This window comes from Hydrogenophaga sp. (assembly GCF_019635465.1).
Lineage (GTDB): Bacteria > Pseudomonadota > Gammaproteobacteria > Burkholderiales > Burkholderiaceae_C > Hydrogenophaga.
Genome location: NZ_JAHBZK010000008.1, coordinates 121,781 through 145,389 on the forward strand (window position 1 = coordinate 121,781; position 23,609 = coordinate 145,389).

A 23,609-nucleotide genomic window follows, 5' to 3' on the forward strand; every position below is an offset into this window, starting at 1 on the left:
CCTCGCATTATATGTCAGAAATTCAGGCTTTTTGGAGACGTGCGAGAACGACGTCACGCGAATGCAGTTCCAGCACGGCATCCAGCGATGGCGTCTGCGCGGTGCCCATCACCAGCACGCGCACCGGCATGGCCAGTTGGGGCATCTTCAGGCCGTGGCCGGACAGCACTTGCTTGAGGGCCGCGGCGATGGCTGCCTTGTCCCAACTCACGTCACTCAAGGCCTGCGCCAGCGCCGCCAGCGCGGGCCGCACGGCGTCGGTGATGTGCTGGCCGCGCTCGGCTTCGTTGGGCACCACGTCGGTGTAGAAAGCAGCGGCCCAGTCGGCCAGCGCCACCGTGGTATCGCAGCGGTCCTTGAACAAACCACAAATGCGCGGCAGGCGGTCGTCGACCGCGATGCTGCGCTTGGCCAATTGCGCGGCCACCAATGGCGCGAGCACGTCATCGGTCAGCGCCTTCAGGTGCTGGGCATTGACCCAGCGCAGCTTGGCTTCGTCGAACTGCGCCGCGCTGCGACCGAGGTGATCCAGGTCGAACCACTCGAGGAACTGCGCACGACTGAAGATTTCGTCGTCGCCATGGCTCCAGCCCAGGCGTGCCAGGTAGTTGACCATCGCATCGGGCAGGTAGCCCTCGTCGCGGTATTGCGTGACCGGCTTGGCGCCGTTGCGCTTGGACATCTTCTCGCCCTGCTCATTGAGCACCGTGGGCAAGTGCGCGTATACGGGCGGCTCCTTGCCGAGCGCGCGGAAGATGTTGATCTGGCGCGGGGTGTTGTTGACGTGGTCGTCGCCGCGAATCACGTGGGTGATGGCCATGTCGATGTCGTCCACCACCACGCAGAAGTTGTAGGTGGGCGTGCCATCGGGGCGCGCAATGACGAGGTCGTCGAGCTCGTGGTTGCTGATCTCGATGCGGCCTTTGACCTTGTCGTCCCAGGCCACCACGCCGTCCTGCGGATTTTTGAAGCGCAGCACCGGCTTGGCATCGGCGGGAACAGGCGGCAACACCTTGCCGGGCTCGGGCCGCCAGGTGCCGTCGTAGCGCGGCTTTTGCTTGGCCGCCATCTGGCGCTCGCGCAGCGCGTCGAGTTCTTCCACGCTCATGTAGCAGGGATATACCAGGCCCTGTGCCCGCATCTCTGCCAGCACCTCCTTGTAGCGCTCCATGCGCTGCATCTGGTAGTACGGCCCTTCATCCGGGTTCAAGCCCAGCCAGGCCATGCCTTCCAGGATGACGTCGACCGCTGCTTGCGAGGACCGCTCCAGGTCGGTGTCTTCGATACGCAGGATGAAGTCGCCCTGCTGCGAGCGCGCAAACGCCCAGGGATACAGGGCCGAGCGGATGTTGCCGAGGTGGATGAAGCCGGTCGGCGACGGTGCAAAACGGGTACGGACTTTCATGGGAGCGTTTCCAGCCCGCGCGACAGGTCGGCCTGGATGTCAGTGATGTGTTCGAGGCCCACGGCTACGCGGATCAGGCCTTGCCCGATGCCGGCGGCCTGGCGTTGCGCTTCGGTCAGACGCCCATGGGAGGTACTGGCCGGGTGCGCGCAGAGCGTCTTGGTGTCACCCAGGTTGGTGGACAGCGACAGCACGCGCAGCGCGTCGAGCACATGAAACGCGCGCTGGCGGGCCTGCTCGGGCGACGAGGCCTTGACGTCGAAGGACAGCACCGCCCCACCCACGCCCGATTGCTGGCGCATGGCCAGCGCGTGCTGCGGGTGGCTCGCCAGCCCCGGGCAGAACACCCGCGACACGCCCGGGTGGGCCTCGAGCCACTGCGCCAGGGCCAGGGCATTGGCGCTCTGCGCGCGCATGCGGATGTCCAGCGTCTCCAGACCCTTGAGCATCACCCAGGCATTGAAGGGCGACAGCGTCATGCCGGCGCTTTTGAGCACAGGCAGAAACTTCTCGGTGACCAGTTGCTGCGAGCCGCACAAGGCACCTGCCATCACGCGGCCTTGCCCGTCGAGGTACTTGGTGCCTGAATGCATCACGATGTCGGCACCCAACGCGATGGGGCGTTGCAACGCGGGCGTGGCAAAGCAGTTGTCCACGCACAGCAGCGCGCCGGCGTTGTGGGCCAGGTCGGCCAGGGCGGCGATGTCGCACACCTCGGTGAGCGGGTTGGTGGGCGTCTCGGCAAACAACAGCCGCGTGTTGGGTTGGATGGCGGCGGCCCAGGCGGCCACATCCGATTGCGCCACGAAGCTTGACTGCACGCCAAACTTGGCCAGATCGCTGCCGATGAGCTTGATGGTGGAGCCGAACATGGACCGCGAACACACCACGTGGTCGCCCGCCTTGAGCAGGCCCAGGCACATCAACAGGATGGCGGACATGCCCGAGGCGGTGGCCATGCAGGCCTCGGCCCCTTCGAGTGCGGCCAGGCGTTGCTCGAAACTGGCCGTGGTGGGGTTGCCGTAGCGCCCGTAGGTGAAGCCCTCCTCGTCGCCGGCAAAGCGCTGCGCTGCCGATTCGGCCGACGGCTGCACATAGCCGCTGGTGAGGTACAGCGCTTCGGAGTTTTCGCCAAAGGGCGAACGCTCGACCGCCTCGCGCACGGCGAGCGTGTCGCGGTGCAATGTCTTTCTCAACGCGTCGTCCACGGCTCAGCTCTCCTGCGCGTTGGGCAGCGCCAGGCGCGAGGTATCGGTGTCGCCCTCTTCGTCCTGTGGTCGGCCGGCGTTGAGGCGCGCGATGTCGTCGGCGGTAATGTCGCCGGTGACGTACACCCCGTCAAAGCACGAGGCATCGAAGCCGGCCAGCGCGGTGTTGAGCGAACCCACGGCCTGCTTCATGCCCTCGACGTCCTGGTAGATCAGCGCGTCGCAGCCGATGATCTGGCGCACCTCTTCGACCGTGCGGTCGTGGGCCACCAGCTCGTCGGGTGTGGGCATGTCGATGCCGTAGACGTTGGGGTAGCGCACCGGCGGTGCGGCACTGGCCAGATAGACCTTGCGCGCGCCGGCATCGCGGGCCATCTGCACGATCTCGCGGCTGGTGGTTCCGCGCACGATGGAGTCGTCGACCAGCAGCACGTTGCGGCCCTTGAACTCACTGCCGATCACATTGAGCTTCTGGCGCACGCTCTTCTTGCGCACCGCCTGGCCCGGCATGATGAAGGTGCGGCCCACGTAGCGGTTCTTCACGAAGCCTTCGCGGTAGGGCAGACCCAGCAGACGGGCCAGCTCCATGGCGCTGGGGCGTGACGATTCGGGGATCGGAATGACCACGTCGATGGCGTTGGGCGGCACGGTCGAGATCACGCGCTTGGCCAACGTGGTGCCCAGGTTCAGGCGCGCCTGGTACACCGAGATGCCGTTGATGGTGGAGTCGGGCCGGGCCAGGTACACGTACTCGAAGATGCAGGGTTTGAGCGCTGCATTCGATGCGCACCGCTCGGTGTGCACATCGCCCTCCAGATTCACGAACAGCGCCTCACCCGGCTCCAGGTCGCGCTCGACGTGGTAGCCCGTCCCTTCCAGCGTCACCGACTCGCTGGCCACCATGACATTGCCATCGCTGTGCCCAAAGCACAGCGGACGGATGCCATAGGGATCGCGAAAAGCCAGCAGACCATGGCCGGCGATCAGTGCCACCACCGCGTAGGAACCTTTGACGCGCGCATGCACCCCGCGCACCGCCGCAAACACGTCAGCGGGCTTGAGCGGCCCGCCTCGCGTGGCCTTCTCCAGCTCGTGCGCCAACACGTTGAGCAGCACCTCGGAATCGCTCTCGGTGTTGATGTGGCGGTGGTCGGTCTGGAAGAGCTCCTGTTTGAGCGCCTGTGCGTTGGTGAGGTTGCCGTTGTGCACCAGCACCAGACCGAAGGGTGCGTTCACATAGAACGGCTGCGCTTCTTCTTCGCTGTAGGCATTGCCCGCCGTTGGGTAACGCACCTGGCCGAGACCGCAGTTGCCCGGCAATGCACGCATGTTGCGGGTACGGAAGACATCGCGCACCATGCCTTTGGCTTTGTGCATGAAGAACTTACGACCGAGCTGGGTGACGATGCCCGCGGCGTCTTGCCCGCGGTGCTGCAACAGTAGCAAGGCGTCGTAGATCAGCTGGTTGACCGGTGTCTGACTGACGACACCAACGATTCCGCACATGGTGTGCTCCTTGGACCTGGAAACGGGTAACTGGAAACGGGATTCAGGGTATGTGCCGCGCCAACGGATCGGGCAGCAGCGGCTTGACGTTGTGCAAGGTGTGGCTGAGCAAACCCGCTGTGGGCGAGCCCTGCCACCACTGGGCGCTCTGCATCTGGGTCATGGTGATCACCAGGGCGATGGCCAGCAGGATGACCGCACCCCGCACCAGGCCAAACGCGCCACCCAGGACGCGATCGACCGGGCGAAGCCCGACCGAGGCCACCAGCTTCTGCACCAGCCAGGCCACCAAACCCCCCAGGAAAGCCACCGCGATGAACACCAACGCAAAGCCGATGGCCAGTTGCAGCGGAGGCGACACCCGCTCGATCGGCAACCAGGGCACCACGTCATCGGCCAGGGCCTGCGCCACGAACAGCGCCGCCACCCAGCCGGCCACCGAGAGCACCTCGAACATGAGGCCGCGCCAAACGCCCAGTGCCACGGACAGCACCAGCAAGGTCAGCAACACCCAGTCGGTCAGCAACATGGCGGGGACGCCTACAAGGTAAGAATGGCCGCCGGCAGACCCAGGGCTTTGATGCGGGCGGCTGCCTTTTCGGCCTCGGCGCGGCTGTCGAACGGCCCGACACGCACGCGCACCCGGCGACCCTCGGCCGTCTGTGCCACGTGCACATAGGTCTTGAGCCCGGCGCGCTCGAGCTTGAGCCGCGTTTCACGGGCCCTGGCCTCGTCTGCGAAAGCACCCACCTGCACCACGACACGCTCGGCCACCGCGGGTGGCTGTTTGCCCTGCAGGATGGCCTGCGCGCGGGCCGCTTCGGCGGCCGCGCTGGCGGGCGCCGGTGCTGGTGCGGGCGCCGGTGCTGGTGCGGGCGCCGGTGCTGGTGCTGGTGCTGGTGCTGGTGCGGGCGCTGGCGTGGGTGCCGGCGCAGGTGTCGGAGCCGGCGCGGGTGCGGGTGATGGCGCAGGCGCAGGCGCCGGTGCCGGCGTTGGCGCCGGTGTGGATGGCACTGGCGTTGCCGGCAAGGTCGGCGCAGGACTGCTGCGCGACGGGATGTCGATGGGAAGATCGATCGCCACCTGGCGGGGCTGGCTGTCAAACAGCAGCGGGAAGCCGACCACACCGGCCACCACCAGCACACTGGCGCCGATCAGGCGGTGGCGGGCGCGCCGTCGCACGGCTTCGACGGTGGGTGGCGATGCCGACGGGCTGCCCTGGGAACCTGAGCGGGGGCTGGACATGGGTCTCGGGGGGCCTGGACGGCGGTGTTCAACGGGGTTCAGGTCGCCAGGTGCTTGGCAACCCGTTTCGGCAGACCGTTCTGCAGCACACCACCCACGGTGTAGAACGAGCCGAAGGCGAGAATTCTATCAGCGGGGTCTGCCACCGCCGCCGCTGCGGCCAGGGCATCCCCGGGGCTGGCATAGGTACCCGCGACCTTGTCCGCACAGCCGGGCATGGCGGCCACCAGCTCGGCCAAAGCCCTCGCGCCGATGGCGCGCGGCAACGGCAAATCGGTGAGGTACCAACGGTCCACCAAAGGGGCCATGCGCGCGAGCATGGCCGCCAGATCCTTGTCGGCCATGGCACCGAACACCGCGTGCGTGCCCGGGTAGAAGCCCATGGCGTCGAGGTTCTCGGCCAGGGCCGCCACCGAATGCGGGTTGTGGGCGACGTCGAGCACGATGGTGGGGTTGCCCGGCAGGATCTGGAAGCGGCCGGGCAGGTTCACCAGCACCAACCCGGTTCGCACCGCCTGCGCGGTCACCGGCAGGCGCGCGCGCAAGGCCTCGATGGCGGCCAGCGCGCCCGCGGCATTGAGCAGCTGGTTGGCGCCCCGCAGCGCCGGGTACGGCAGGCCGCTGTAGCGCCGGCCGCCGCGCGAAGGGTGCATGGCCCAGCCCCACTGCTGCTGATCGCCTGCAAAGTGGAAATCGGCACCCACCCGCCACAGCACGGCGTCAATCTCGCGCGCGTGGTCCAGCAGGCTCTGGGGTGGCGCCGGGTCGCTCACCACCACCGGGCGGCCGGTGCGCATGATGCCGGCCTTCTCGCGCCCAATGGATTCGCGATCCGGCCCCAGCAGCGCGGTGTGGTCGAGGTCGATGCTGGTGATGACGGCGCAATCGGCGTCGATGATGTTGACCGCGTCGAGCCGGCCGCCCAGACCAACTTCGAGGATGGCCACGTCCACGCCCGCGCGGGCAATGGTGCGCAGGATGGCCAGGGTGGTGAATTCGAAGTAAGTCAGGCTGATCTCGGCGTCACCACCCTGCCCACGGCGAGCCACCTCGACCTCGGCCAGCGCGGGCACCAGTTCGTCGGCGGCCACTGGCGCGCCGTCGATGCGGCAACGCTCCTCGAAATCCACCAGGTGCGGCGAGCTGTACACCCCGGTGCGGTACCCGGATTCGCCGTAGATGCTCTCCAGCAGGGCGCAGGTGCTGCCTTTGCCATTGGTGCCGGCCACCGTGATCACCGGGCAGTTCAGCGTCAGCCCCATGCGGCGGGCCACCGTCTGCACGCGGTCCAGGCCCATGTCGATGGCCTGCGGGTGCAGCCGCTCGGCGTGGTCAAGCCAGTCGGCCAGCGTCGTTGGGTGGTTGGGCACAGGAATGTCAAGCATGGGGCGGATTGTCCCATCGGCCTTTCGGCCTTACCCCCTGACCGACAATGGCGCCCATGATCACGCTGCACGGAATCCCCAATTGCGACACGGTGAAAAAGGCGCGCGCATGGCTTGACGCCCATGACCGGCCCTACCAGTTCCACGACTTCAAGAAACTCGGCGTGCCCGAGGCGGCGCTGGATCGCTGGCTGGCCGCCGCGGGCTGCGACAAGGTGCTCAACCGCAAAGGCACCGCCTGGCGCGCACTGGACGAGGCCACCCGCAACGCCGTCGTCGACGCGGCGTCGGCCAAACCCGTCATGTGCGCGCACCCCAGCGTCATCAAACGCCCCGTCGTGGTGTGGAGCGACGGCGCCATCACCGTCGGCTTCGACCCGGCCGACTGGGCACAGCGCGCCTGAGCCGCTGCGCCAGCGGTGGCGGCCTAAAATCCGCGTTTCGCCGCGCGGCACCCTCTTCCATTCCCACCTCCATGAGCACCACCCAGATCAGCGGCGTGAGCGTCGCCACCCAGGCCAACGTGTATTTCGACGGCAAGTGCGTGAGCCACGGCCTGACACTGGCCGATGGCACCAAGAAGTCGGTCGGCGTCGTGCTGCCCGCCACGCTCACCTTCAACACCGGCGCACCGGAAATCATGGAATGCGTGGCCGGCGCCTGTGAATACCTGCTGGCCGGCAGCAGCACCTGGGCGCAGTGCGGCCCGGGCGAGCGCTTCAGCGTGCCCGGCAACAGCAGCTTCCAGATCCGCGTGAGCAACGCCTTCCACTACATCTGCCACTTCGGCTGAGCCCGCACCAGGACACCCCCATGGCCACCATCCTGCAAAGCCTCCCCACCCAACAGAAAGTCGGCATCGCCTTCTCCGGCGGCCTGGACACCAGCGCGGCGCTGTTGTGGATGAAGAAAAAGGGCGCCGTACCCTATGCCTACACCGCCAACCTCGGCCAGCCCGACGAAGACGACTACGAGGCCATTCCGCGCAAGGCCATGGCCTATGGCGCCGAGAAGGCCCGCCTGATCGACTGCCGCTTGCAACTGGCGCACGAAGGCATTGCCGCCCTGCAGTGCGGCGCGTTCCACATCAGCACCGCCGGCATCACCTACTTCAACACCACGCCGCTGGGGCGCGCCGTGACCGGCACCATGCTGGTGGCCGCCATGAAGGAAGACGACGTCCACATCTGGGGCGACGGCTCGACCTTCAAGGGCAACGACATCGAGCGCTTCTACCGCTACGGCCTGCTTACCAACCCCAGCCTGAAGATCTACAAACCCTGGCTGGACCAGACCTTCATCGACGAGCTTGGTGGCCGCAAGGAGATGAGCGAGTTCCTCATCGCCAACGGCTTCGACTACAAGATGAGCGTCGAGAAGGCCTACAGCACCGACAGCAACATGCTCGGCGCCACGCACGAGGCCAAGGACCTGGAGCACCTGAACTCGGGCATCCGCATCGTCAACCCCATCATGGGCGTGCCCTTCTGGCGCGAGGACTGCGCGGTCAAGGCCGAAGAGGTCACCGTACGCTTCGAAGAAGGCCGCCCGGTCGCGCTCAATGGCCAGACCTTCGACAGCCCGGTCGACCTCATCCTCAAGGCCAATGAGATCGGTGGCCGCCACGGCCTGGGCATGAGCGACCAGATCGAAAACCGCATCATCGAAGCCAAGAGCCGCGGCATCTATGAGGCCCCCGGCCTGGCGCTGCTCTACATCGCCTACGAACGCCTGGTCACCGGTATCCACAACGAAGACACCATCGAGCAGTACCGCATCAACGGACTCAAGCTCGGTCGGCTGCTCTACCAGGGCCGCTGGTTCGACCCGCAGGCCATCATGCTGCGCGAGTCCGCGCAACGCTGGGTGGCGCGCGCCGTCACCGGCGAGGTGACCGTCGAGCTGCGCCGCGGCAACGACTACTCCATCCTCAACACCGACAGCCCCAACCTCACCTATGCGCCCGAGCGCCTGAGCATGGAGAAGGTCGAAGACGCGCCGTTCTCGCCGCTGGACCGCATCGGCCAGCTCACCATGCGCAACCTCGACATCACTGACACGCGCGGCAAGCTGGGCGTGTATGCCCGCACCGGGCTGCTCTCGCTCGGCGACGGCGCCGAGATGCTCAAGCTCGAAGGCGAATGAACAGCTGCGTTCAGTGTTGAGCTTTCGGCGCTGAGCGCACCTTGCGCAGCTAGGGATGATCTGCGCGACCCCCGCCCTGCGCGTTCGGGTCCACAACGGGATGGATGGCGTGCCTGCTTGGCGCCGTGTGTGCCGGTGGCACACACAAACCAACAGGTGCGTCAGACGCCCGTTGTGGGCCGAACCCGAAGGGCCGCGATCTGGCGGGCGATCCGCTGCGTTGCGAATGCGGGCAAGCCGTCCAGGCTTGCCCTGGCATTCGCGCCTTGCGGCTCATCCCGCCAGATCGCGGCGCGCACGGCGCGGGTCGCGCAGAGCATCCCTAGGCGTGCAGCCGCGACGTCTTGGGCAAGTGCGCCATCAGAAACTCCATCTGGTCCGCCAGGATGCGGCGGTTGCGCAAGATGAAGTCCTCCCAGAGGCTGGGCACGTAGGGCGTGTACAGCAGCGGCATGTGCGCCTGCTCCGGCGTGCGGTTGGCCTTGCGGTGGTTGCACGACTTGCACGCCGTCACCACATTCATCCACACATCGCGCCCGTTCTGTGCCAGCGGCACGATGTGCTCGCGCGTCAGGTGCTCTTCGTGAAAGTGCGCGCCGCAGTAGGCGCACACATTGCGATCGCGCGAGAACAACTTCTGGTTGGTCAGGGTCGGGCGCAGATCGAAGGGGTTGATGCGGGGCACCCCTTGCGTGCCGATGATCGAATTGACCGTGACGATCGACTGGCGCCCGGTGACCGCGTTGTGGCCCCCGTGAAAAACCGCGATTTCGGCGCCCATCTCCCAGCGCACCTCATCGGCCGCGTAATGCAACACGGCTTCTTCGAGGCTGATCCAGGACTGAGGCAGCCCCTGGGCCGAGAGCTTCAAGACCTTCAAAACCGGCTCCTTCGTGCAGTCAAGACATCGGAAGTGCCCGTGCCAACTGGGTTGGCGCGGGGCCTGCGTTTTCGTGTGCCAATATAACAAGGTCTTGCGACGATTGACTTACGGTCGGGCAAGACAGATAACCCACGGCTATCAGAGGGCATGTGTTGGGGAGCAACGACACGTGAGGCGAGTAACTCGCATGCCTCAAGGCACAGCCGAGGCTTTAACCGGTTGCTGTCACCACCAATGCACACAAACACACGGAGCCACTGGCAGACTCCGGTGACTCATCGTGAAAGACGCTGTGGGTAGGGAAGCCCGACAAGCGCACTGCGCTGACGGGAACTGCAGAAAGATTCAGAGGGAGCGACTCATGCTTAGAAGGCTGCTTATCGGGCTGACGATAGGGTTCTATGTGCTTTGTGCGGGGGCCGCATCTCCTGAGGCAACGGTAACCCCAGCCCCGCCCGACAAGTTGATCCCACTTCTGAAGGCCGACCGCTTTGAGGAGGTCTCAAGACTGCTTCGGGAATCGCACGATAGATACGAAGCCGATCGGAGAACCGAGGATGAGTTTCACAGGCTTGCATCGGAATTCTCTCGAGCAGATTGGCAAATTACCGGCCCCTTGCAAAGGTGGGTCAAAAAGAGTCCAAACGACCCGTTCGCACATCTGGCACTAGGAATTCACTTTGCAGCAACTGGCTGGTCCGTTCGAGGATCCGACTGGGCAAGCAATACCAACGAACGCCAATTCACCCTGATGAGGAAGTGGTTCGACTCTGCCAAGGCAGGTCTCCTACGCGCGATCGAACTCAACCCGAGACTTGTGGAGCCCTACGTCTACCTGATTGACATCGACATGACCGAAGGGAGCCGTAATACGTCCAAGCTCTTCAATGCAGCTCTAAAAATCAACCCGTCAAGCCTTATTGCCCGCGAAGCCATGCTGCAATCGCTTTTGCCAAGGTGGGGCGGAAGCTACGAAGCAATGGCAAGATTGCTTGAAGCCTCTCAGCGCTACTACAAACAGATGCCTCGGCTTGAACTGCTTGAGAGCAAACTTTACGCAGACGCAGGCTCTGTCTACTTCGCTCAGCGCAACCTCCCTATGGCGGAAAAAATGTTTCGCCAGGCGCTGGCGAAAGGAGACTTCTGGTTCGCGAATAACGAGTACGGGCATTTTCTTTACCGGAACGGCAAGTACGAAGAGGCTGCTGAGCAGTTCACCAAAGTCATTGATGCTCGCCCGGCGTACATGCATGGATGGCGAATGCGAGCCAATGCGAATATTGCGACCAGACGACTCGACGAAGCGTATCGGGACGCAAGTCGAGCGATTCAAATTGAACCGGATGATGAATGGGCCCTCGCCGCCCGAGGGGGTGTCTATTTTGCCAGAGGGGATCTCGAACTGGCATTGCAAGACTACAAAAAGGCCTTGAACACCAGCCCAAATGATTTCTTTCGAGAGCGCACCATTACCATCGGAAATCAACTGCAGGAAAGCAAAAACCGCTCACAAAAGCTCCAAAAGTGAGGCCAGGATGCCTTGAAAACTTATCAAGGTCTTGCGACGATTGACTTACGGTCGGGCAAGACAGATAACCCACGGCTATCGGGGGTCATCTGTTTGCGTTGCGCGACACTCCAAAGGGGTGTCAACGCCCGTCGAGGCTCGACGTGTAGTGACCAGATGACGCCTATCGGCCAGGAGCGGACCTTCTCAAACACGGTGACCGATGCATCAAAAAACCCAGAATCGCGCAGTTCGAGATGCAATCCAAGCGGGAGACATTGAGCGCTTCGTGCAGCTCGTTGGTGCCAATCCGGAAGTCATACAGCAAATGACGCCGTTTGGGACGTGGCTTCATGTTGCCGCAAGCTACGGGCACGTTGACATTGCTAAGTACCTCGTAGAGGCTGGCCTCGATGTCAATCAACGAGGAGGAACATTCGAGGGCACCGCCTTGAAGTTGGCAGCTTCAGCGGGGCACTTAGAGATGGTCAAGTTCCTTGTAGCGTGCGGCTCTGTACTTGACGTTAGCGAGCCAGAGAAGAATCCGTTGTTTGGAGCGATTTTCGGTGGGCATGCGTCTGTTGTGGAGTTCCTCCTGCAGCAAGGCATAGACTACTCTGCAACATACAGCGGGCAGTTCATGCAGCACTTGGACGCCAAGGCGTTTGCGAAGGAACGCGGTCAATTGGCTATCGCTGACTTGATTCAGCGCATGGGATAGCCCGTCATCGGTTTTTCTGCGGGGCCACTGACTGTCCGCTCAGGGCCCGTAGCGGACGCCGAGGACTCTGGCCTCGCACAGTCAAGTAGACAATTTTTGATGACACCCAGCGTTCATGCGGGACATGGCCCCGCGATGTGACAAGGCAGACTCGCAAACATGCAGATCATCCGCGGCCTCTGGAACCGCCCCCACGGCACCCCCGACAGCTTGCGCGGCTGCGCACTGACCATCGGCAATTTTGACGGTGTGCACCGTGGCCACCAGGCCATGCTGGCGCTGCTGCAAAGCGAGGCACGCCACCGGGGCGTGCCCAGTTGCGTCATGACTTTCGAGCCGCACCCGCGCGACTACTTTGCAGCGCTGCACCGCAAGCCCGAGCTGGCGCCCGCGCGCATCGCCACCTTGCGCGACAAGCTCGAAGAACTGGCGCGCTGCGGCGTTGACCGCTGCGTGATCCTGCCGTTCAACCAACGCCTGGCCGGTCAGCGCGCCGAATCCTTCATCCAGGACACGCTGATCGGCGCGCTGGGGGTGAAGTACGTGCTGGTGGGTGACGACTTCCGCTTCGGCGCGCAACGCGTCGGTGACTACGCCATGCTGGACGCTGCCGGTGCGCGAGCGGGCTTCGACGTGGCTCGCATGCAGAGCTACGAGGTGCACGGTCTGCGCGTGTCGAGTTCGGCCGTGCGCGAGGCGCTGGCTGAAGGCCGGATGGACGACGTGGCGGCACTGCTTGGGCGCCCCTACGCCATCAGCGGCCACGTGGTGCACGGGCGCAAGCTGGGCCGTGCGCTGGCCGAGAGCGCGCCTGGTCGCGGCGACGGCTTTCGCACCCTCAACCTGCGGTTTGCTCACTGGAAACCCGCAGCCAGCGGCATCTTCGCGGTGCTGGTCCACGGTCTGTGGACGGCGCCGCTGGCCGGGGTGGCCAACCTGGGCGTCAGGCCATCGCTCGATCCCGACGACGTCAACGGCGGGCGCGTGCTGCTCGAAACCCATTGCCTGGACTGGCCAGCGGGCCTGGCGGCCAGCCTGCCCGGCGGGGAGGCCTACGGTAAAATCGTGCGCGTGGAACTGCTGCACAAACTGCACGACGAGCTCAAGTACGACAGCCTCGATGCCCTCACGCAAGGCATCGCCAAGGATGTCGCTGACGCGCGTGCCTACTTCGAGTCGCTGCACACGCGCACGCACCGCCAGACCACCCGCGACCGAATTTGACGACCGCCCACCCGGCGGTCGTTGCCCTTTCACCGGCTCGGGGCACGCGCCCGTCGTCACCCTCTTGTCCGCCCACCCTGGGCTGAGCTTGGCCAAGCCACCACGGAACCACCATGTCCGAGACGAAGAACAACTACCCCGTCAACCTGCTTGACACCCCATTCCCCATGCGCGGCGATCTGCCCAAGCGCGAGCCAGGCTGGGTCAAGCAGTGGAACGAACAGGGCCTGTACCAACGCCTTCGCGACGCGCGACGCGGAGCGCCGCTGTTCGTGCTGCACGACGGCCCGCCCTATGCCAACGGCCAGATCCACATGGGTCACGCGGTCAACAAGGTGCTCAAGGACATGATCGTCAAGAGCCGCCAGCTCGCCGGCTTTGACGCGCAATACATCCCCGGCTGGGACTGCCACGGTCTGCCGATCGAGAACGCCATCGAGAAAAAGCATGGCCGCAACCTCAGCCGCGACGACATGCAGGCCAAGAGCCGCGCCTACGCGACCGAGCAGATCAACCAGCAGCGCGAGGACTTCAAGCGCCTGGGTGTGCTGGGCGACTGGGAGCGCCCCTACCTGACCATGGCGCCGGGCAACGAAGCGGGTGAGATCCGCGCGTTCAAACGTGTCATCGAGCGCGGCTTCGTGTACCGCGGCCTCAAGCCGGTGTACTGGTGTTTCGACTGTGGCAGCTCGCTGGCAGAATTCGAAATCGAGTACGCCGACAAGGGCAGCGACACGCTGGACGTGGCGTTCGAGACCGACGACGCGGCCAGGCTCGCCGCGGCCTTCGGGCTGAGCGCGCTGCCCACGGGCAAGACCGGCTTTGCCGTCATCTGGACCACCACGGCCTGGACCATTCCGGCCAACCAGGCGCTCAACGCACACCCCGAGCTGCAATACGCCCTGGTCGATACACCCAAAGGCTGCCTGGTGCTGGCAGAGACGCTGGTCGAGCAGTGCCTTGAACGCTTTGGCCTCGAAGGCACGGTCATCGCCACCACCACGGGCGACAAGCTCGGCGGCCTGAACTTCCGCCACCCGCTGTACGACGCGGACGCCGGCTACCGGCGCCTGTCGCCGGTCTACCTGGCCGACTACGTCAGCGACACCGACGGCACCGGCATCGTGCACTCCTCGCCAGCCTATGGTCTGGACGACTTCAACTCCTGCATCGCGCACGGCCTCAAGGTCGACGACGTGCTCAACCCGGTGCAGGGCAACGGCGTGTACGCGGCCGACTTCCCGCTGTTCGGCGGCCAGCACATCTGGAAAGCCATCCCCACCATCATTGCGGCGCTCAAGGCGGCGGGCCGGCTGATGAGCACGGTCGGCATCACCCACAGCTACCCGCACTGCTGGCGCCACAAGTCACCGGTGATCTACCGCGCCGCGGCGCAGTGGTTCATCCGCATGGACGAAGGCGTGGGCGTGTTCACCAAGGACAAGGCGCCCAAGACGCTGCGCCAGCTGGCGCTCGATGCGATCGAGCACACCGGCTTCTACCCCGAGAACGGCCGCGCGCGCCTGCGCGACATGATCGCCAATCGACCCGACTGGTGCATCTCGCGCCAGCGCAGCTGGGGCGTGCCGCTGCCCTTCTTCCTGCACAAGGCCACGGGCGAGCTGCATCCGCGCACCATGGACATCCTCGACCAGGCCGCCGACATCGTCGAACAGGGCGGCATCGAGGCCTGGAGCCGCGTCAGCACCGAAGACATCCTGGGCGCCGAGGACGCGCCGCATTACGACAAGAGCAGCGACATCCTCGAGGTGTGGTTCGACTCGGGCTCCACCTTCTGGCATGTGCTGCGCGGCAGCCATGCGCACGCCTACCCCAACGGCGCCCACCACTCGCAAGGTCCCGAGGCCGACCTCTACCTCGAAGGCCACGACCAGCACCGCGGCTGGTTCCACAGCTCGCTGCTGCTGGGCTGCGCCATCTTCGACCGCGCGCCCTACCGCGGCCTGCTCACGCACGGCTTCACGGTCGACAGCCAGGGCCGCAAGATGAGCAAGTCGCTCGGCAATGGCATCGACCCGCAAGACGTCAACAAGAAGCTCGGCGCCGAGATCATCCGACTGTGGGTGGCGGCCAGCGACTATTCCGGGGACATCGCCGGCGACGACAAGATCCTCGCCCGCGTGGTCGACGCCTACCGCCGTATCCGCAACACGCTGCGCTTCCTGCTGGCCAATCTGAGCGACTTCGACGCAGCACAACACGCCGTACCGCTGGGCGAGCTGCTCGAGATCGACCGCTGGGCACTGGCACGCGCCGCGCAGTTCCAGGGTGAGGTCACGGCCCACTTCGATCGCTATGAGTTCCATCCGGTTGTGGCCAAGCTGCAGGTGTTCTGCTCCGAAGACCTGGGGGCGTTCTACCTGGATGTGCTCAAGGACCGGCTCTACACCAGCGCCCCCGACAGCCGCGCGCGCCGCAGTGCGCAGACTGCCTTGCACCAGATCGCCCACGCCATGCTGCGCTGGATGGCACCCTTCATGAGTTTCACCGCCGAAGAGGCCTGGCCGATCCTGGCCGGCGCGCAGAACCAGGGCTCCATCTTCTTCGAGACCTGGGCCGACCTGCCGCCGGCCGAAGAAGGGCTGCTGGCCAAGTGGTCGCGCATCTGCGAGATCCGCGATCTGGCCAACAAGGAGATCGAGAACGTGCGCACCCAGGGCACGGTGGGCTCTTCGCTGCAGGCCTTGCTGACCATCACCGCCCCGGCCGACGACGCGGCGCTGCTGCGCTCGCTGGGCGAGGACCTGCGCTTCGTCACCATCACCTCGTCCGCGACCGTGGTCGATGGCGATGACCTGGCGGTGCAGGTGACGCCGGCCACCGCCGCCAAGTGCGAACGTTGCTGGCACTACCGCGACGACGTCGGCCACGATGCCGCGCACCCCACCCTGTGCGGGCGCTGCACGAGCAACCTGTTTGGCGCCGGTGAAGCGCGCGCGGTGGCCTGATGCCCCGCCACGCATCCCGTATCGTCCCGTGGCTGGCGCTGGCGCTGGCCATCGTCGGCCTCGACCACCTCACCAAGTGGCTGATCCTGAGCAACTTCCAGCTCGGTGACAGTGTCGAGGTCACCGCCTTCTTCAACGTCGTGCGCGTGCACAACAGCGGTGCCGCCTTCTCATTCCTGGCCGGTGCCGGCGGCTGGCAACGCTGGTTCTTCACCGCCATCGGCGTGGCCGCAGCAGTGTTCATCGTCTGGATGCTGCGCAGCCACCCCGGACAGAAACTGTTCGCGCTGGCGCTGTCGCTGATTCTGGGCGGCGCCATCGGCAACGTCATCGATCGCCTGGTGCACGGCCACGTGGTCGACTGGCTGGACTTTCACTGGGCATTCCTGGCCGGCCTGTTTCCCGGGGGGCACTTCCCGGCCTTCAACCTGGCCGACTGCGCCATCAGCCTGGGCGCGGTGTTGCTGGTGATCGACGAAATCCGCCGCATGCGCCGCGGATGACGCATGACGCCGCCGCTGCGCGGCGGGCATGACAAATGACCGGTGCGTGCGCAGCAGCACCGCGGCAGTGCCAGAATGCGGCGGTCATCCGTCATCAAGCGGCGCAGCCGCGAAGTCATCCGTCATTCCACCAAGAGGAGAACACCATGCCCGGCCTGCTGCCCGACGTCGATCCCGACGGTCTGTACGAGTTCTCGGTGGTCTACACCGATCGCGCCCTCAACCACATGTCCAAGCGCTTTCAGGGCGTGATGACCGGCATCTCGGCCATGCTCAAGCGCGTCTACGGTGCGCACTCGGCGGTGCTGGTGCCGGGCAGTGGCACCTTCGGCATGGAGTCGGTGGCGCGCCAGTTCGCGCACGGCAAACACGTGCTCGTCATCCGCAACGGCTGGTTCAGCTACCGCTGGACGCAGATCTTCGACATGGGCGCGATTCCGGCCAGCCACACCGCGATGAAGGCCCGCCCGGTCAGCAGCGGTGCGCAGGCCCCCTGGGCACCCGCGCCGATCGACGAGGTGGTGGCCACCATCGCGCGCGAAAAGCCCGCCCTGGTGTTCGCGCCTCACGTGGAAACCGCCGCCGGCATGATGCTGCCCGACAACTACCTCAAGGCCGTGGCCGATGCGGTGCACGCTGTGGGCGGTCTGTTCGTGCTCGACTGCATTGCCTCGGGCGCCATGTGGGTGGACATGCGTGCGACCGGTGTCGACGTGCTCATCAGCGCGCCGCAAAAAGGCTGGAGCAGCTCGCCCTGCTGCGCCATGGTCATGCTCAGCGAGCGCGCCCGCCAGGCCATCGACGCCACGCAAAGCACCACCTTCGCCATGGACCTGAAGAAGTGGCTGCAGATCATGGAGACCTACGAAGGCGGTGGCCACGCGTACCACACCACCCTGCCCACCGACGCACTGGCTCGCCTGCACGCGACCATGCTCGAGACCGAGGCCTATGGCTTTGCGAAAGTGCGTGACGAGCAGATTGCCCTGGGCAAAGCGGTGCGCGCGCTGGTGGAGCGCCACGGCTTTGCCAGCGTGGCGGCCGATGGCTTCAAGGCGCCTGGCGTGGTGGTGAGCCACACCACCAACGCAGAGGTGCAATCGAGCAAGGCCTTCCTGGCCCTGGGCCTGCAGACCGCCGCCGGCGTGCCGCTGCAGTGCGACGAAGGTGCGGACTTCAAGACCTTCCGAATCGGCCTGTTCGGTCTGGACAAGTGGCACGACGTGCCGGCCACGGTGGCGCGGCTCGAAGCTGCGCTGCAGCAGGTCGCGCCGATCGCCGAAGCCCACACCGCCTGAAACGCCTGCCCTCTACCGGACCGCCATTCACAGGGCCGGTAGAGAGCCGCTGCGCGTCAGGGCAACAACACCGTGCAGCCGGTGGTGGCGCGTGCCTCCAGGCTCTCGTGCGCCTTCTTCACGTCGGTCAGTGCAAAGTGCTGATCGATGCGGATCTTGACCGCGCCGCTGGCCACCACGCCAAACAAGTCATCGGCCATGCGCTGCGTGCGCTCGCGGCTGGTGATGTGGGAGAACAGCGTCTGGCGGGTCACGTAGATCGAACCCTTGGGCCCGAGGATGCCCGGCGCAAACGGCGCCACCGGGCCCGACGCGTTGCCGAAGCTGGCCATGAGCCCGAAGGGCCGCAGGCAGTCGAGCGACTTGTCCCAGGTGTCCTTGCCTACCGAGTCGTAGACCACCTTCACGCCCTTGCCGCCGGTGATCTCCTTGACTCTGGCCGCGAAGTCGTCGGTGCGGTAGTTGATGGCGTGGGCCGCGCCGTGGTCGAGCGCCAGTTGGCATTTGTCGTCGGAGCCTGCGGTCCCGATCAGGCGCAGGCCCAGGTGCTTGGCCCACTGGCAGGCAATCAGGCCCACACCGCCGGCCGCGGCATGGAACAGCACATGGTCGCCGGGCTCCAGGCCCTCGACCGGCTTGCAATGCTTGAGCAGGTACTGCGCGGTCAAGCCTTTGAGCATCATGGCCGCGCCGGTCTCGAAGTCGATCGCGTCCGGCAGCTTGCACACATTCATGGCCGGCATCACGCGCACGTCGCAATAACTGCCGGGCGGGTTCGACGCATAGGCCGCGCGGTCACCGGCCTTGAGGTGCGTCACCCCTTCGCCCACCGCCTCGATCACGCCGGCGCCTTCCATGCCCAGCGACAGCGGCATGGGGAACGGGTACAGGCCGGTGCGCTGGTAGACGTCGATGAAGTTCAGGCCCACCGCGTGGTGGCGGATGCGGACCTGGCCCGGGCCTGGCTCGCCCACCTCGACGGTGTCGATGACCAATTGATCGGGGCCGCCGGTGGCGTGAATGCGCACGGCGCGACTGGTGCTGCTCATGGGGTCTCCTCTTGTGTTGCTCGGGGGTGTCGATGACGGATGACAAATGATGTCGCGGCTGCGCCGCTGGATGACTGGCGCATTCTGGCATCGCCCGCGCAACGGCGTGCGTGGCCCGGTCATTGGCCGTTCTGTGGCATGCGATGGCATGCGATGACGGATAACCAATGACTTCGCGGCGGCGCCGCTCGATGACTGGCGCCGCCTGGCCGCGCCATGACGACACCCTAGGACCACCGGTCATCCGTCATCCCCGCCGCGAAGCGGCGAAGTCATTCGTCATCCGCCAAGGTCATTCCTTGCCGCGATGCCTGAGAGCGGCGCACAGCGCTACAGTCGCGCCCCATGTCCGCTGCACCCGCGGGACGGCTGAGCCCGTCCACCATCGCCCTGCTCACGCTGCCGCCCCTGTTCTGGGCCGGCAACGCCGTTGTTGGCCGATTGATGAACCAGACCGTGCCGCCGAGCACGCTGAACTTCCTGCGCTGGGGCCTGGCCCTGCTCATCCTGTTGCCCGTCGCGGGCTGGGTGTTGCGACCGGGCAGTTCCCTGTGGCCGCAATGGCGCCGCTTTGCCCTGCTGGGTGCGCTGGGCGTGGGCAGCTACAACGCCTTGCAGTACCTGGCGCTCAAAACCTCCACACCCTTGAACGTGACGCTGGTGGCCTCCAGCATGCCGGTGTGGATGCTGCTGGTGGGACGCATCGGCTTCGGCGCGCCGGTGACACCGCGCGCGGCGCTGGGCGCGGCCTGCTCGCTGGCCGGTGTGGCCGTGGTGCTCTCGGGGGGCAGCCTGGCGCACCTGCTGGCGGTCAAGCTGGTGCCGGGCGACGGCTGGATCCTGCTCGCCGCGCTGGTCTGGGCCTGGTACAGCTGGCTGCTGGTGCGCCCACCACAAGGCGGCTACGCGCCGGACATCAAGGCCGACTGGGCCGCCTTTCTGATGGCGCAGATGGTCATGGGCCTGGTCTGGTCGGGCGGCTTGGCGGCGGCCGAATGGCTGTACCTGCCGAGCGACACCCGCATCGTCTGGGGCTGGCCATTGGCCGCAGCGCTGCTTTACGTGGCCATCTTCCCGTCGCTGCTGGCGTATCGGTCCTGGGCGGCCGGCGTGGGCCGGGTCGGGCCGGCCGTCGCCAGCTTCTTCGTCAACCTCACGCCGCTGTTTGCCGCCGTACTGTCGGGCGCCATGCTGGGTGAGTGGCCACAGTGGTTCCATGTGGCCGGCTTTGGCTGCATCGTGGCCGGCATTGTCATCTCCAGCCCGCGCAAGTCGCGCTAGCCGGTGAGCGCCTTGCGCGCCAGCGCCAGGAAGGTGGCGCTCTCCTTGGCGGTCAGCGCGCCCACGATCTCCGCCTGCAGCGCCTCGACCACCGGGCGGCACGCGCGAAGCACCTGTTGACCGGGCTTGGTGAGCTCAAGCTGACGAGCGCGCCGGTCTTCGGCACTGACGCTGCGCAGCACCAGGCCCTTTTGTTCCAACCGGTCGACCACGCCGCCGATGGTGGCGCGGTCAAAGCCGATGGTGGCGGCCAGACTGGCCTGGTCGACGCCCGGCTGCTGGGCAATCGCATCCAGTGCAGCGAACTGCACCGAGGTCATGTCGAACCCCGCCGCCTGCATGCGGGTCTGGAACACCTGCGTCGACTGCTGGTGCAGCCGCCGGATCAGGTGACCCGCCATTTCCATCCTGTCCATCCGTACCTCCATCGCGCCGCATCATGCCCCACCCGCACCGGTGGCCGCTGATCGGTGGGCTTGACGATTTTAATATGTATACATACGATATGCATGCATATTTGATTCGCACTCACATCCACGCCAGGAGACACGCATGCAGTACCACGTCAACGGTTTCATCCCCGGCGACCCCGATGTGCAACCGGCCACGCCCGGCCACCGCCAACCGGGTGACCCACTGCCCAGGACGGTCGACGTGCTGATTGCCGGCTCCGGCCCCGCCGGACTGTGTCTGGCCGCCCAACTGGCGCGGGTGCCGCAGATCCGCACCATGCTCGTGGAGCCCAAGATGGGCCCTATGGAAAAGGGCCAGGCCGACGGCATCAGCGTGCGCACCATGGAGATGTTCCAGGCCTTCGGCTTTGCCGAGAAGGTCATGCGCGAATCGGTCTGGATCAACGAGACCACCTTCTGGTCGCCCGCCGAGGCCAACAGCCTGTCGCGGGTGGCCCGTGTGCAGGACGTGCCCGACGGCATTTCGGAGATGCCGCACGTGCTGATCAACCAGGCACGCGTGCACGACATGTTCCTGGACGTGATGCGTCAGTCGCCCACGCGGTTGGTGCCCGACTACGGCCTGAAGGTGGCCACGCTGACGGTGGACCCGACGACCACCGAGTACCCCGTGACCGTCACGCTGGCCCACACCGCGCCCGGGCGCGAAGGCCAGACCGAAACGGTGCGCGCCAACTACGTCATTGGCTGCGACGGTGCCCGCTCCAACGTGCGCACGGCCATTGGCGGCAAGCTGCACGGTGACGCCGCGCACCAGGCCTGGGGCGTGATCGACCTGCTGGCCGTCACCGACTTCCCCGACTGGCGCATGAAGTCCTTCGTGCGCTCGCAAGGCGACGGCATCCTGATGGTGCTGCCGCGCGAGGGCGGCCACCTGGTGCGCCTGTACGTCGAGCTCGATCAACTGGGCGAGCAGGAGCGCGCCGCGGACCGCGGCCTCAACGCCGACGACATCATCGCCAAGGCCCAGCGCATCTTTGCGCCCTTCACGCTGGACGTGAAGGAAGTGGTGTGGTGGTCGATCTATGAAATCGGCCACCGCCTGACCGACAAGTTCGACGACGTGCCTGAGGCCGAGGTGGCCACCCGATCACCGCGCGTAATGCTGGCCGGCGACGCCTGCCACACCCACAGCCCCAAGGCCGGGCAAGGCATGAACGTGTCCATGGGCGACACCTTCAACCTCGGCTGGAAGCTGATCTCGGTGCTCACCGGCCGCGCCGATGCGTCGCTGCTGCACAGCTACTCCGGCGAGCGCCGCGCCGCCGCCAAGGGCCTGGTGGAGTTCGACCACAAGTGGTCGCGCGTGGTGGGTGCCCGCGCCGAAGACGACGCCACCACCGACGGCCTGCCCCGCGTGGCGCGCGAGTTCGTCAACAACCTGCCCTTTACCTGCGGCCTGACCATCCAGTACGAACCGGGCACGCTGACCGGCGACGCCGCGCACCAGTCACTGGCCACCGGCTTCGACATCGGCAAGCGCTTTCACTCGGCGCCGGTGGTGCGCCTGGCCGACGCCAAACCGATGCAACTGGGGCACGCGATCGACGCCGACGCACGATTCCGCCTGTTCGTCTTTGCACCCGCCAACGATGCAGGCGCACCGGGCGGCGCGGTGGCGTCGCTGTGCGACTGGCTGTCCAATGACCCAACTTCGCCGATCCGCCGCCACACGGCTGCAGATGAAGACATCGACGCGGTGATCGACACACGCGCCGTCTTTCAACAAGGCTTCCGCACGCTGGACCACAACACCCTGCCCGCGCTGTTGCGTCCGGCGGTGGGCCGCTACGGCTTGTGCGACTACGAAAAGGCCTTCTGCGCCAACCAGCAGAACGGTCAGGACATCTTCGATCTGCGCGGCATCCACCGCGCCGACGGGTGCATCGTGATCGTGCGGCCCGACCAGTACGTGGGCGCCATCCTGCCGCTCACGGCGCGCGAAGCGCTGACCCGCTACTTCGCAGGCATCCTGCGCGTGCGCGGCTGAGCTGCCGCGCACGGGGCGTCAAAACGTGCCCGGGTAGGCGCCACCATCGGCCAGGATGTTCTGGCCAGTGATGTAGCCCGCCTGCACGCTGCACAAAAACGCGCAGACCGCGCCGAACTCGGCCGAGTTGCCGAAACGCTTGGCCGGCACGCCCTGGCGGCGCCCGGCCGCCACGTCTTCGTAGGTCTTGCCCTGCTTGCTGGCCAGGCCGCCCAGCGTGGTGCGCAGGCGGTCGGTCTCGAATGCGCCCGGCAGCAGGTTGTTGACCGTGACGCCCTGCGCCGCAATTTCGCTGCGCGCCAGACCGGCGACGAACCCCGTGAGCCCGGTGCGCGCACCGTTGGACAGGCCCAGCACTTGCAGCGGCGCCTTCACCGCGCCCGAGGTGACGTTGACCACCCGGCCAAAGCCGCGCGCGGCCATGCCGTCCACCGTGGCCTTGATCAGCTCGATGGGCGTGAGCATGTTGGCGTCGAGCGCGGCGATCCAGGCATCGCGGTCCCATTGGCGGAAGTCACCCGGCGGCGGACCGCCAGCGTTCGTGACCACGATGTCGAACGCGGTGCCCGGGCCACCGGCCACGGAAAACACCGCCTCGCGCCCCGCCGGGGTGGTGATGTCGGTGGCCACCGTCAGCACCTTCACCGCCGGGCACGCGCCGCGCAAGGCCTGCGCAGCCGCCTCCAGCGCCTCGGCGCCGCGGGCCACCATGACCACGTTCACACCCTCGGCGGCCAGCGCCTGTGCGCAGCCCAGGCCAAGGCCCTTGCTCGACCCGCCCACCAGCGCCCACTTGCCTTTGATACCCAGATCCATC

The 23,609-nt window shown here is 66.1% G+C and carries 21 protein-coding genes; 11 read left to right on the top strand and 10 right to left on the bottom strand.

All coding sequences use genetic code 11. The features are described 5' to 3' along the window. Window positions 1–22: 22 nt before the first annotated feature. From gltX to folC, 6 genes are read right to left on the bottom strand one after another with little or no spacing between them, the layout of a single operon-like run. A complete protein-coding gene (gene gltX / locus KF871_RS09175; RefSeq protein ID WP_291141062.1) occupies window positions 23–1,405 on the bottom strand; it encodes a glutamate--tRNA ligase in 1,383 nt (460 codons plus the stop codon). Further along, window positions 1,402–2,613 (bottom strand): O-succinylhomoserine sulfhydrylase, encoded by a 1,212-nt coding sequence (locus KF871_RS09180; protein WP_291141064.1) that lies wholly within the window; start codon window positions 2,611–2,613, stop codon window positions 1,402–1,404. The genes gltX and KF871_RS09180 overlap by 4 nt, the downstream gene beginning before the upstream one ends. A gap of 3 nt (window positions 2,614–2,616) precedes the next feature. After that, window positions 2,617–4,119: an amidophosphoribosyltransferase gene (gene purF / locus KF871_RS09185; RefSeq protein ID WP_291141066.1), complete on the bottom strand. Its 1,503-nt coding sequence runs from the start codon at window positions 4,117–4,119 to the stop codon at window positions 2,617–2,619. Between the two features lie 43 nt (window positions 4,120–4,162). Next, window positions 4,163–4,648 (bottom strand): CvpA family protein, encoded by a 486-nt coding sequence (locus tag KF871_RS09190; RefSeq protein ID WP_291141068.1) that lies wholly within the window; start codon window positions 4,646–4,648, stop codon window positions 4,163–4,165. Window positions 4,649–4,659: 11 nt separating this feature from the next. After that, window positions 4,660–5,364 (bottom strand): SPOR domain-containing protein, encoded by a 705-nt coding sequence (locus tag KF871_RS09195; protein WP_291141070.1) that lies wholly within the window; start codon window positions 5,362–5,364, stop codon window positions 4,660–4,662. 38 nt (window positions 5,365–5,402) lie between these two features. Further along, window positions 5,403–6,749 (bottom strand): bifunctional tetrahydrofolate synthase/dihydrofolate synthase, encoded by a 1,347-nt coding sequence (gene folC / locus KF871_RS09200; protein ID WP_291141072.1) that lies wholly within the window; start codon window positions 6,747–6,749, stop codon window positions 5,403–5,405. A 56-nt stretch (window positions 6,750–6,805) separates the two neighbouring features. Here folC and KF871_RS09205 point away from each other — a divergent pair, with 56 nt between their 5' ends. From KF871_RS09205 to argG, 3 genes are all read left to right on the top strand, one after another. Beyond that, window positions 6,806–7,153, top strand: coding sequence for an arsenate reductase (locus KF871_RS09205; protein ID WP_291141076.1), 348 nt, complete (start codon window positions 6,806–6,808; stop codon window positions 7,151–7,153). A 71-nt stretch (window positions 7,154–7,224) separates the two neighbouring features. Then, window positions 7,225–7,542 (top strand): pyrimidine/purine nucleoside phosphorylase, encoded by a 318-nt coding sequence (locus tag KF871_RS09210; RefSeq protein ID WP_291141078.1) that lies wholly within the window; start codon window positions 7,225–7,227, stop codon window positions 7,540–7,542. 20 nt (window positions 7,543–7,562) lie between these two features. Then, window positions 7,563–8,894, top strand: coding sequence for an argininosuccinate synthase (gene argG / locus KF871_RS09215; RefSeq protein ID WP_291141081.1), 1,332 nt, complete (start codon window positions 7,563–7,565; stop codon window positions 8,892–8,894). A 322-nt stretch (window positions 8,895–9,216) separates the two neighbouring features. Here argG and KF871_RS09220 read toward each other — a convergent pair whose 3' ends face one another. Next, complete coding sequence (locus KF871_RS09220) at window positions 9,217–9,774, bottom strand: HNH endonuclease (RefSeq protein WP_291141084.1); 558 nt, start codon at window positions 9,772–9,774, stop codon at window positions 9,217–9,219. A gap of 364 nt (window positions 9,775–10,138) precedes the next feature. On the opposite strand from KF871_RS09220, the gene KF871_RS09225 reads away from it, so the two are divergent. The 6 genes from KF871_RS09225 (at window position 10,139) to KF871_RS09250 (ending at window position 17,999) form a co-directional block, all read left to right on the top strand. After that, entirely contained in the window at window positions 10,139–11,305 is a 1,167-nt protein-coding gene (locus KF871_RS09225) for a DUF4034 domain-containing protein (protein WP_291141086.1), read from the top strand. A 202-nt stretch (window positions 11,306–11,507) separates the two neighbouring features. Next, window positions 11,508–12,005: an ankyrin repeat domain-containing protein gene (locus KF871_RS09230; protein ID WP_291141089.1), complete on the top strand. Its 498-nt coding sequence runs from the start codon at window positions 11,508–11,510 to the stop codon at window positions 12,003–12,005. Between the two features lie 159 nt (window positions 12,006–12,164). After that, window positions 12,165–13,229, top strand: coding sequence for a bifunctional riboflavin kinase/FAD synthetase (locus KF871_RS09235; RefSeq protein ID WP_291141092.1), 1,065 nt, complete (start codon window positions 12,165–12,167; stop codon window positions 13,227–13,229). A 113-nt stretch (window positions 13,230–13,342) separates the two neighbouring features. Continuing rightward, window positions 13,343–16,198, top strand: coding sequence for an isoleucine--tRNA ligase (gene ileS / locus KF871_RS09240; protein ID WP_291141095.1), 2,856 nt, complete (start codon window positions 13,343–13,345; stop codon window positions 16,196–16,198). Beyond that, complete coding sequence (gene lspA, locus KF871_RS09245; RefSeq protein WP_291141098.1) at window positions 16,198–16,701, top strand: signal peptidase II; 504 nt, start codon at window positions 16,198–16,200, stop codon at window positions 16,699–16,701. Before ileS ends, lspA begins: the two co-directional genes overlap by 1 nt. 146 nt (window positions 16,702–16,847) lie before the next feature. Beyond that, window positions 16,848–17,999: an aminotransferase class V-fold PLP-dependent enzyme gene (locus tag KF871_RS09250; RefSeq protein WP_291141101.1), complete on the top strand. Its 1,152-nt coding sequence runs from the start codon at window positions 16,848–16,850 to the stop codon at window positions 17,997–17,999. Window positions 18,000–18,055: 56 nt separating this feature from the next. On the opposite strand, the gene KF871_RS09255 is transcribed toward KF871_RS09250, so the two are convergent. After that, the gene (locus tag KF871_RS09255; RefSeq protein ID WP_291141104.1) at window positions 18,056–19,048 is read right to left on the bottom strand and encodes a quinone oxidoreductase; all 993 of its coding nucleotides are present in this window, start codon (window positions 19,046–19,048) and stop codon (window positions 18,056–18,058) included. A gap of 345 nt (window positions 19,049–19,393) precedes the next feature. On the opposite strand from KF871_RS09255, the gene KF871_RS09260 reads away from it, so the two are divergent. Beyond that, on the top strand, window positions 19,394–20,329 hold the full coding sequence (locus KF871_RS09260) for a DMT family transporter (RefSeq protein WP_291141106.1): 936 nt from the start codon (window positions 19,394–19,396) through the stop codon (window positions 20,327–20,329). Here the strand turns inward: KF871_RS09260 and KF871_RS09265 are convergent. Beyond that, complete coding sequence (locus KF871_RS09265) at window positions 20,326–20,745, bottom strand: MarR family winged helix-turn-helix transcriptional regulator (RefSeq protein ID WP_291141109.1); 420 nt, start codon at window positions 20,743–20,745, stop codon at window positions 20,326–20,328. The two genes, KF871_RS09260 and KF871_RS09265, sit on opposite strands and share 4 nt — an antisense overlap. A 136-nt stretch (window positions 20,746–20,881) precedes the next feature. Here KF871_RS09265 and KF871_RS09270 point away from each other — a divergent pair, with 136 nt between their 5' ends. Beyond that, window positions 20,882–22,792, top strand: a complete 1,911-nt coding sequence (locus tag KF871_RS09270) for an FAD-dependent monooxygenase (RefSeq protein WP_291141113.1) — start codon at window positions 20,882–20,884, stop codon at window positions 22,790–22,792. Between the two features lie 18 nt (window positions 22,793–22,810). Here KF871_RS09270 and KF871_RS09275 read toward each other — a convergent pair whose 3' ends face one another. Continuing rightward, entirely contained in the window at window positions 22,811–23,608 is a 798-nt protein-coding gene (locus KF871_RS09275; RefSeq protein ID WP_291141116.1) for an SDR family oxidoreductase, read from the bottom strand. Window position 23,609: the final 1 nt, after the last annotated feature.

Coding starts and splice junctions, on each gene's coding strand:
- argG (WP_291141081.1), top strand. CDS start 7,563: ATGGCCACCATCCTGCAAAGCCTCCCCACCCAACAGAAAGTCGGCATC.
- KF871_RS09265 (WP_291141109.1), bottom strand. CDS start 20,745: ATGGACAGGATGGAAATGGCGGGTCACCTGATCCGGCGGCTGCACCAG.
- KF871_RS09195 (WP_291141070.1), bottom strand. CDS start 5,364: ATGTCCAGCCCCCGCTCAGGTTCCCAGGGCAGCCCGTCGGCATCGCCA.
- KF871_RS09230 (WP_291141089.1), top strand. CDS start 11,508: ATGCATCAAAAAACCCAGAATCGCGCAGTTCGAGATGCAATCCAAGCG.
- KF871_RS09260 (WP_291141106.1), top strand. CDS start 19,394: ATGTCCGCTGCACCCGCGGGACGGCTGAGCCCGTCCACCATCGCCCTG.
- KF871_RS09225 (WP_291141086.1), top strand. CDS start 10,139: ATGCTTAGAAGGCTGCTTATCGGGCTGACGATAGGGTTCTATGTGCTT.
- folC (WP_291141072.1), bottom strand. CDS start 6,749: ATGCTTGACATTCCTGTGCCCAACCACCCAACGACGCTGGCCGACTGG.
- KF871_RS09210 (WP_291141078.1), top strand. CDS start 7,225: ATGAGCACCACCCAGATCAGCGGCGTGAGCGTCGCCACCCAGGCCAAC.
- KF871_RS09235 (WP_291141092.1), top strand. CDS start 12,165: ATGCAGATCATCCGCGGCCTCTGGAACCGCCCCCACGGCACCCCCGAC.
- purF (WP_291141066.1), bottom strand. CDS start 4,119: ATGTGCGGAATCGTTGGTGTCGTCAGTCAGACACCGGTCAACCAGCTG.
- KF871_RS09250 (WP_291141101.1), top strand. CDS start 16,848: ATGCCCGGCCTGCTGCCCGACGTCGATCCCGACGGTCTGTACGAGTTC.
- ileS (WP_291141095.1), top strand. CDS start 13,343: ATGTCCGAGACGAAGAACAACTACCCCGTCAACCTGCTTGACACCCCA.
- KF871_RS09205 (WP_291141076.1), top strand. CDS start 6,806: ATGATCACGCTGCACGGAATCCCCAATTGCGACACGGTGAAAAAGGCG.
- KF871_RS09190 (WP_291141068.1), bottom strand. CDS start 4,648: ATGTTGCTGACCGACTGGGTGTTGCTGACCTTGCTGGTGCTGTCCGTG.
- gltX (WP_291141062.1), bottom strand. CDS start 1,405: ATGAAAGTCCGTACCCGTTTTGCACCGTCGCCGACCGGCTTCATCCAC.
- KF871_RS09270 (WP_291141113.1), top strand. CDS start 20,882: ATGCAGTACCACGTCAACGGTTTCATCCCCGGCGACCCCGATGTGCAA.
- KF871_RS09275 (WP_291141116.1), bottom strand. CDS start 23,608: ATGGATCTGGGTATCAAAGGCAAGTGGGCGCTGGTGGGCGGGTCGAGC.
- KF871_RS09255 (WP_291141104.1), bottom strand. CDS start 19,048: ATGAGCAGCACCAGTCGCGCCGTGCGCATTCACGCCACCGGCGGCCCC.
- lspA (WP_291141098.1), top strand. CDS start 16,198: ATGCCCCGCCACGCATCCCGTATCGTCCCGTGGCTGGCGCTGGCGCTG.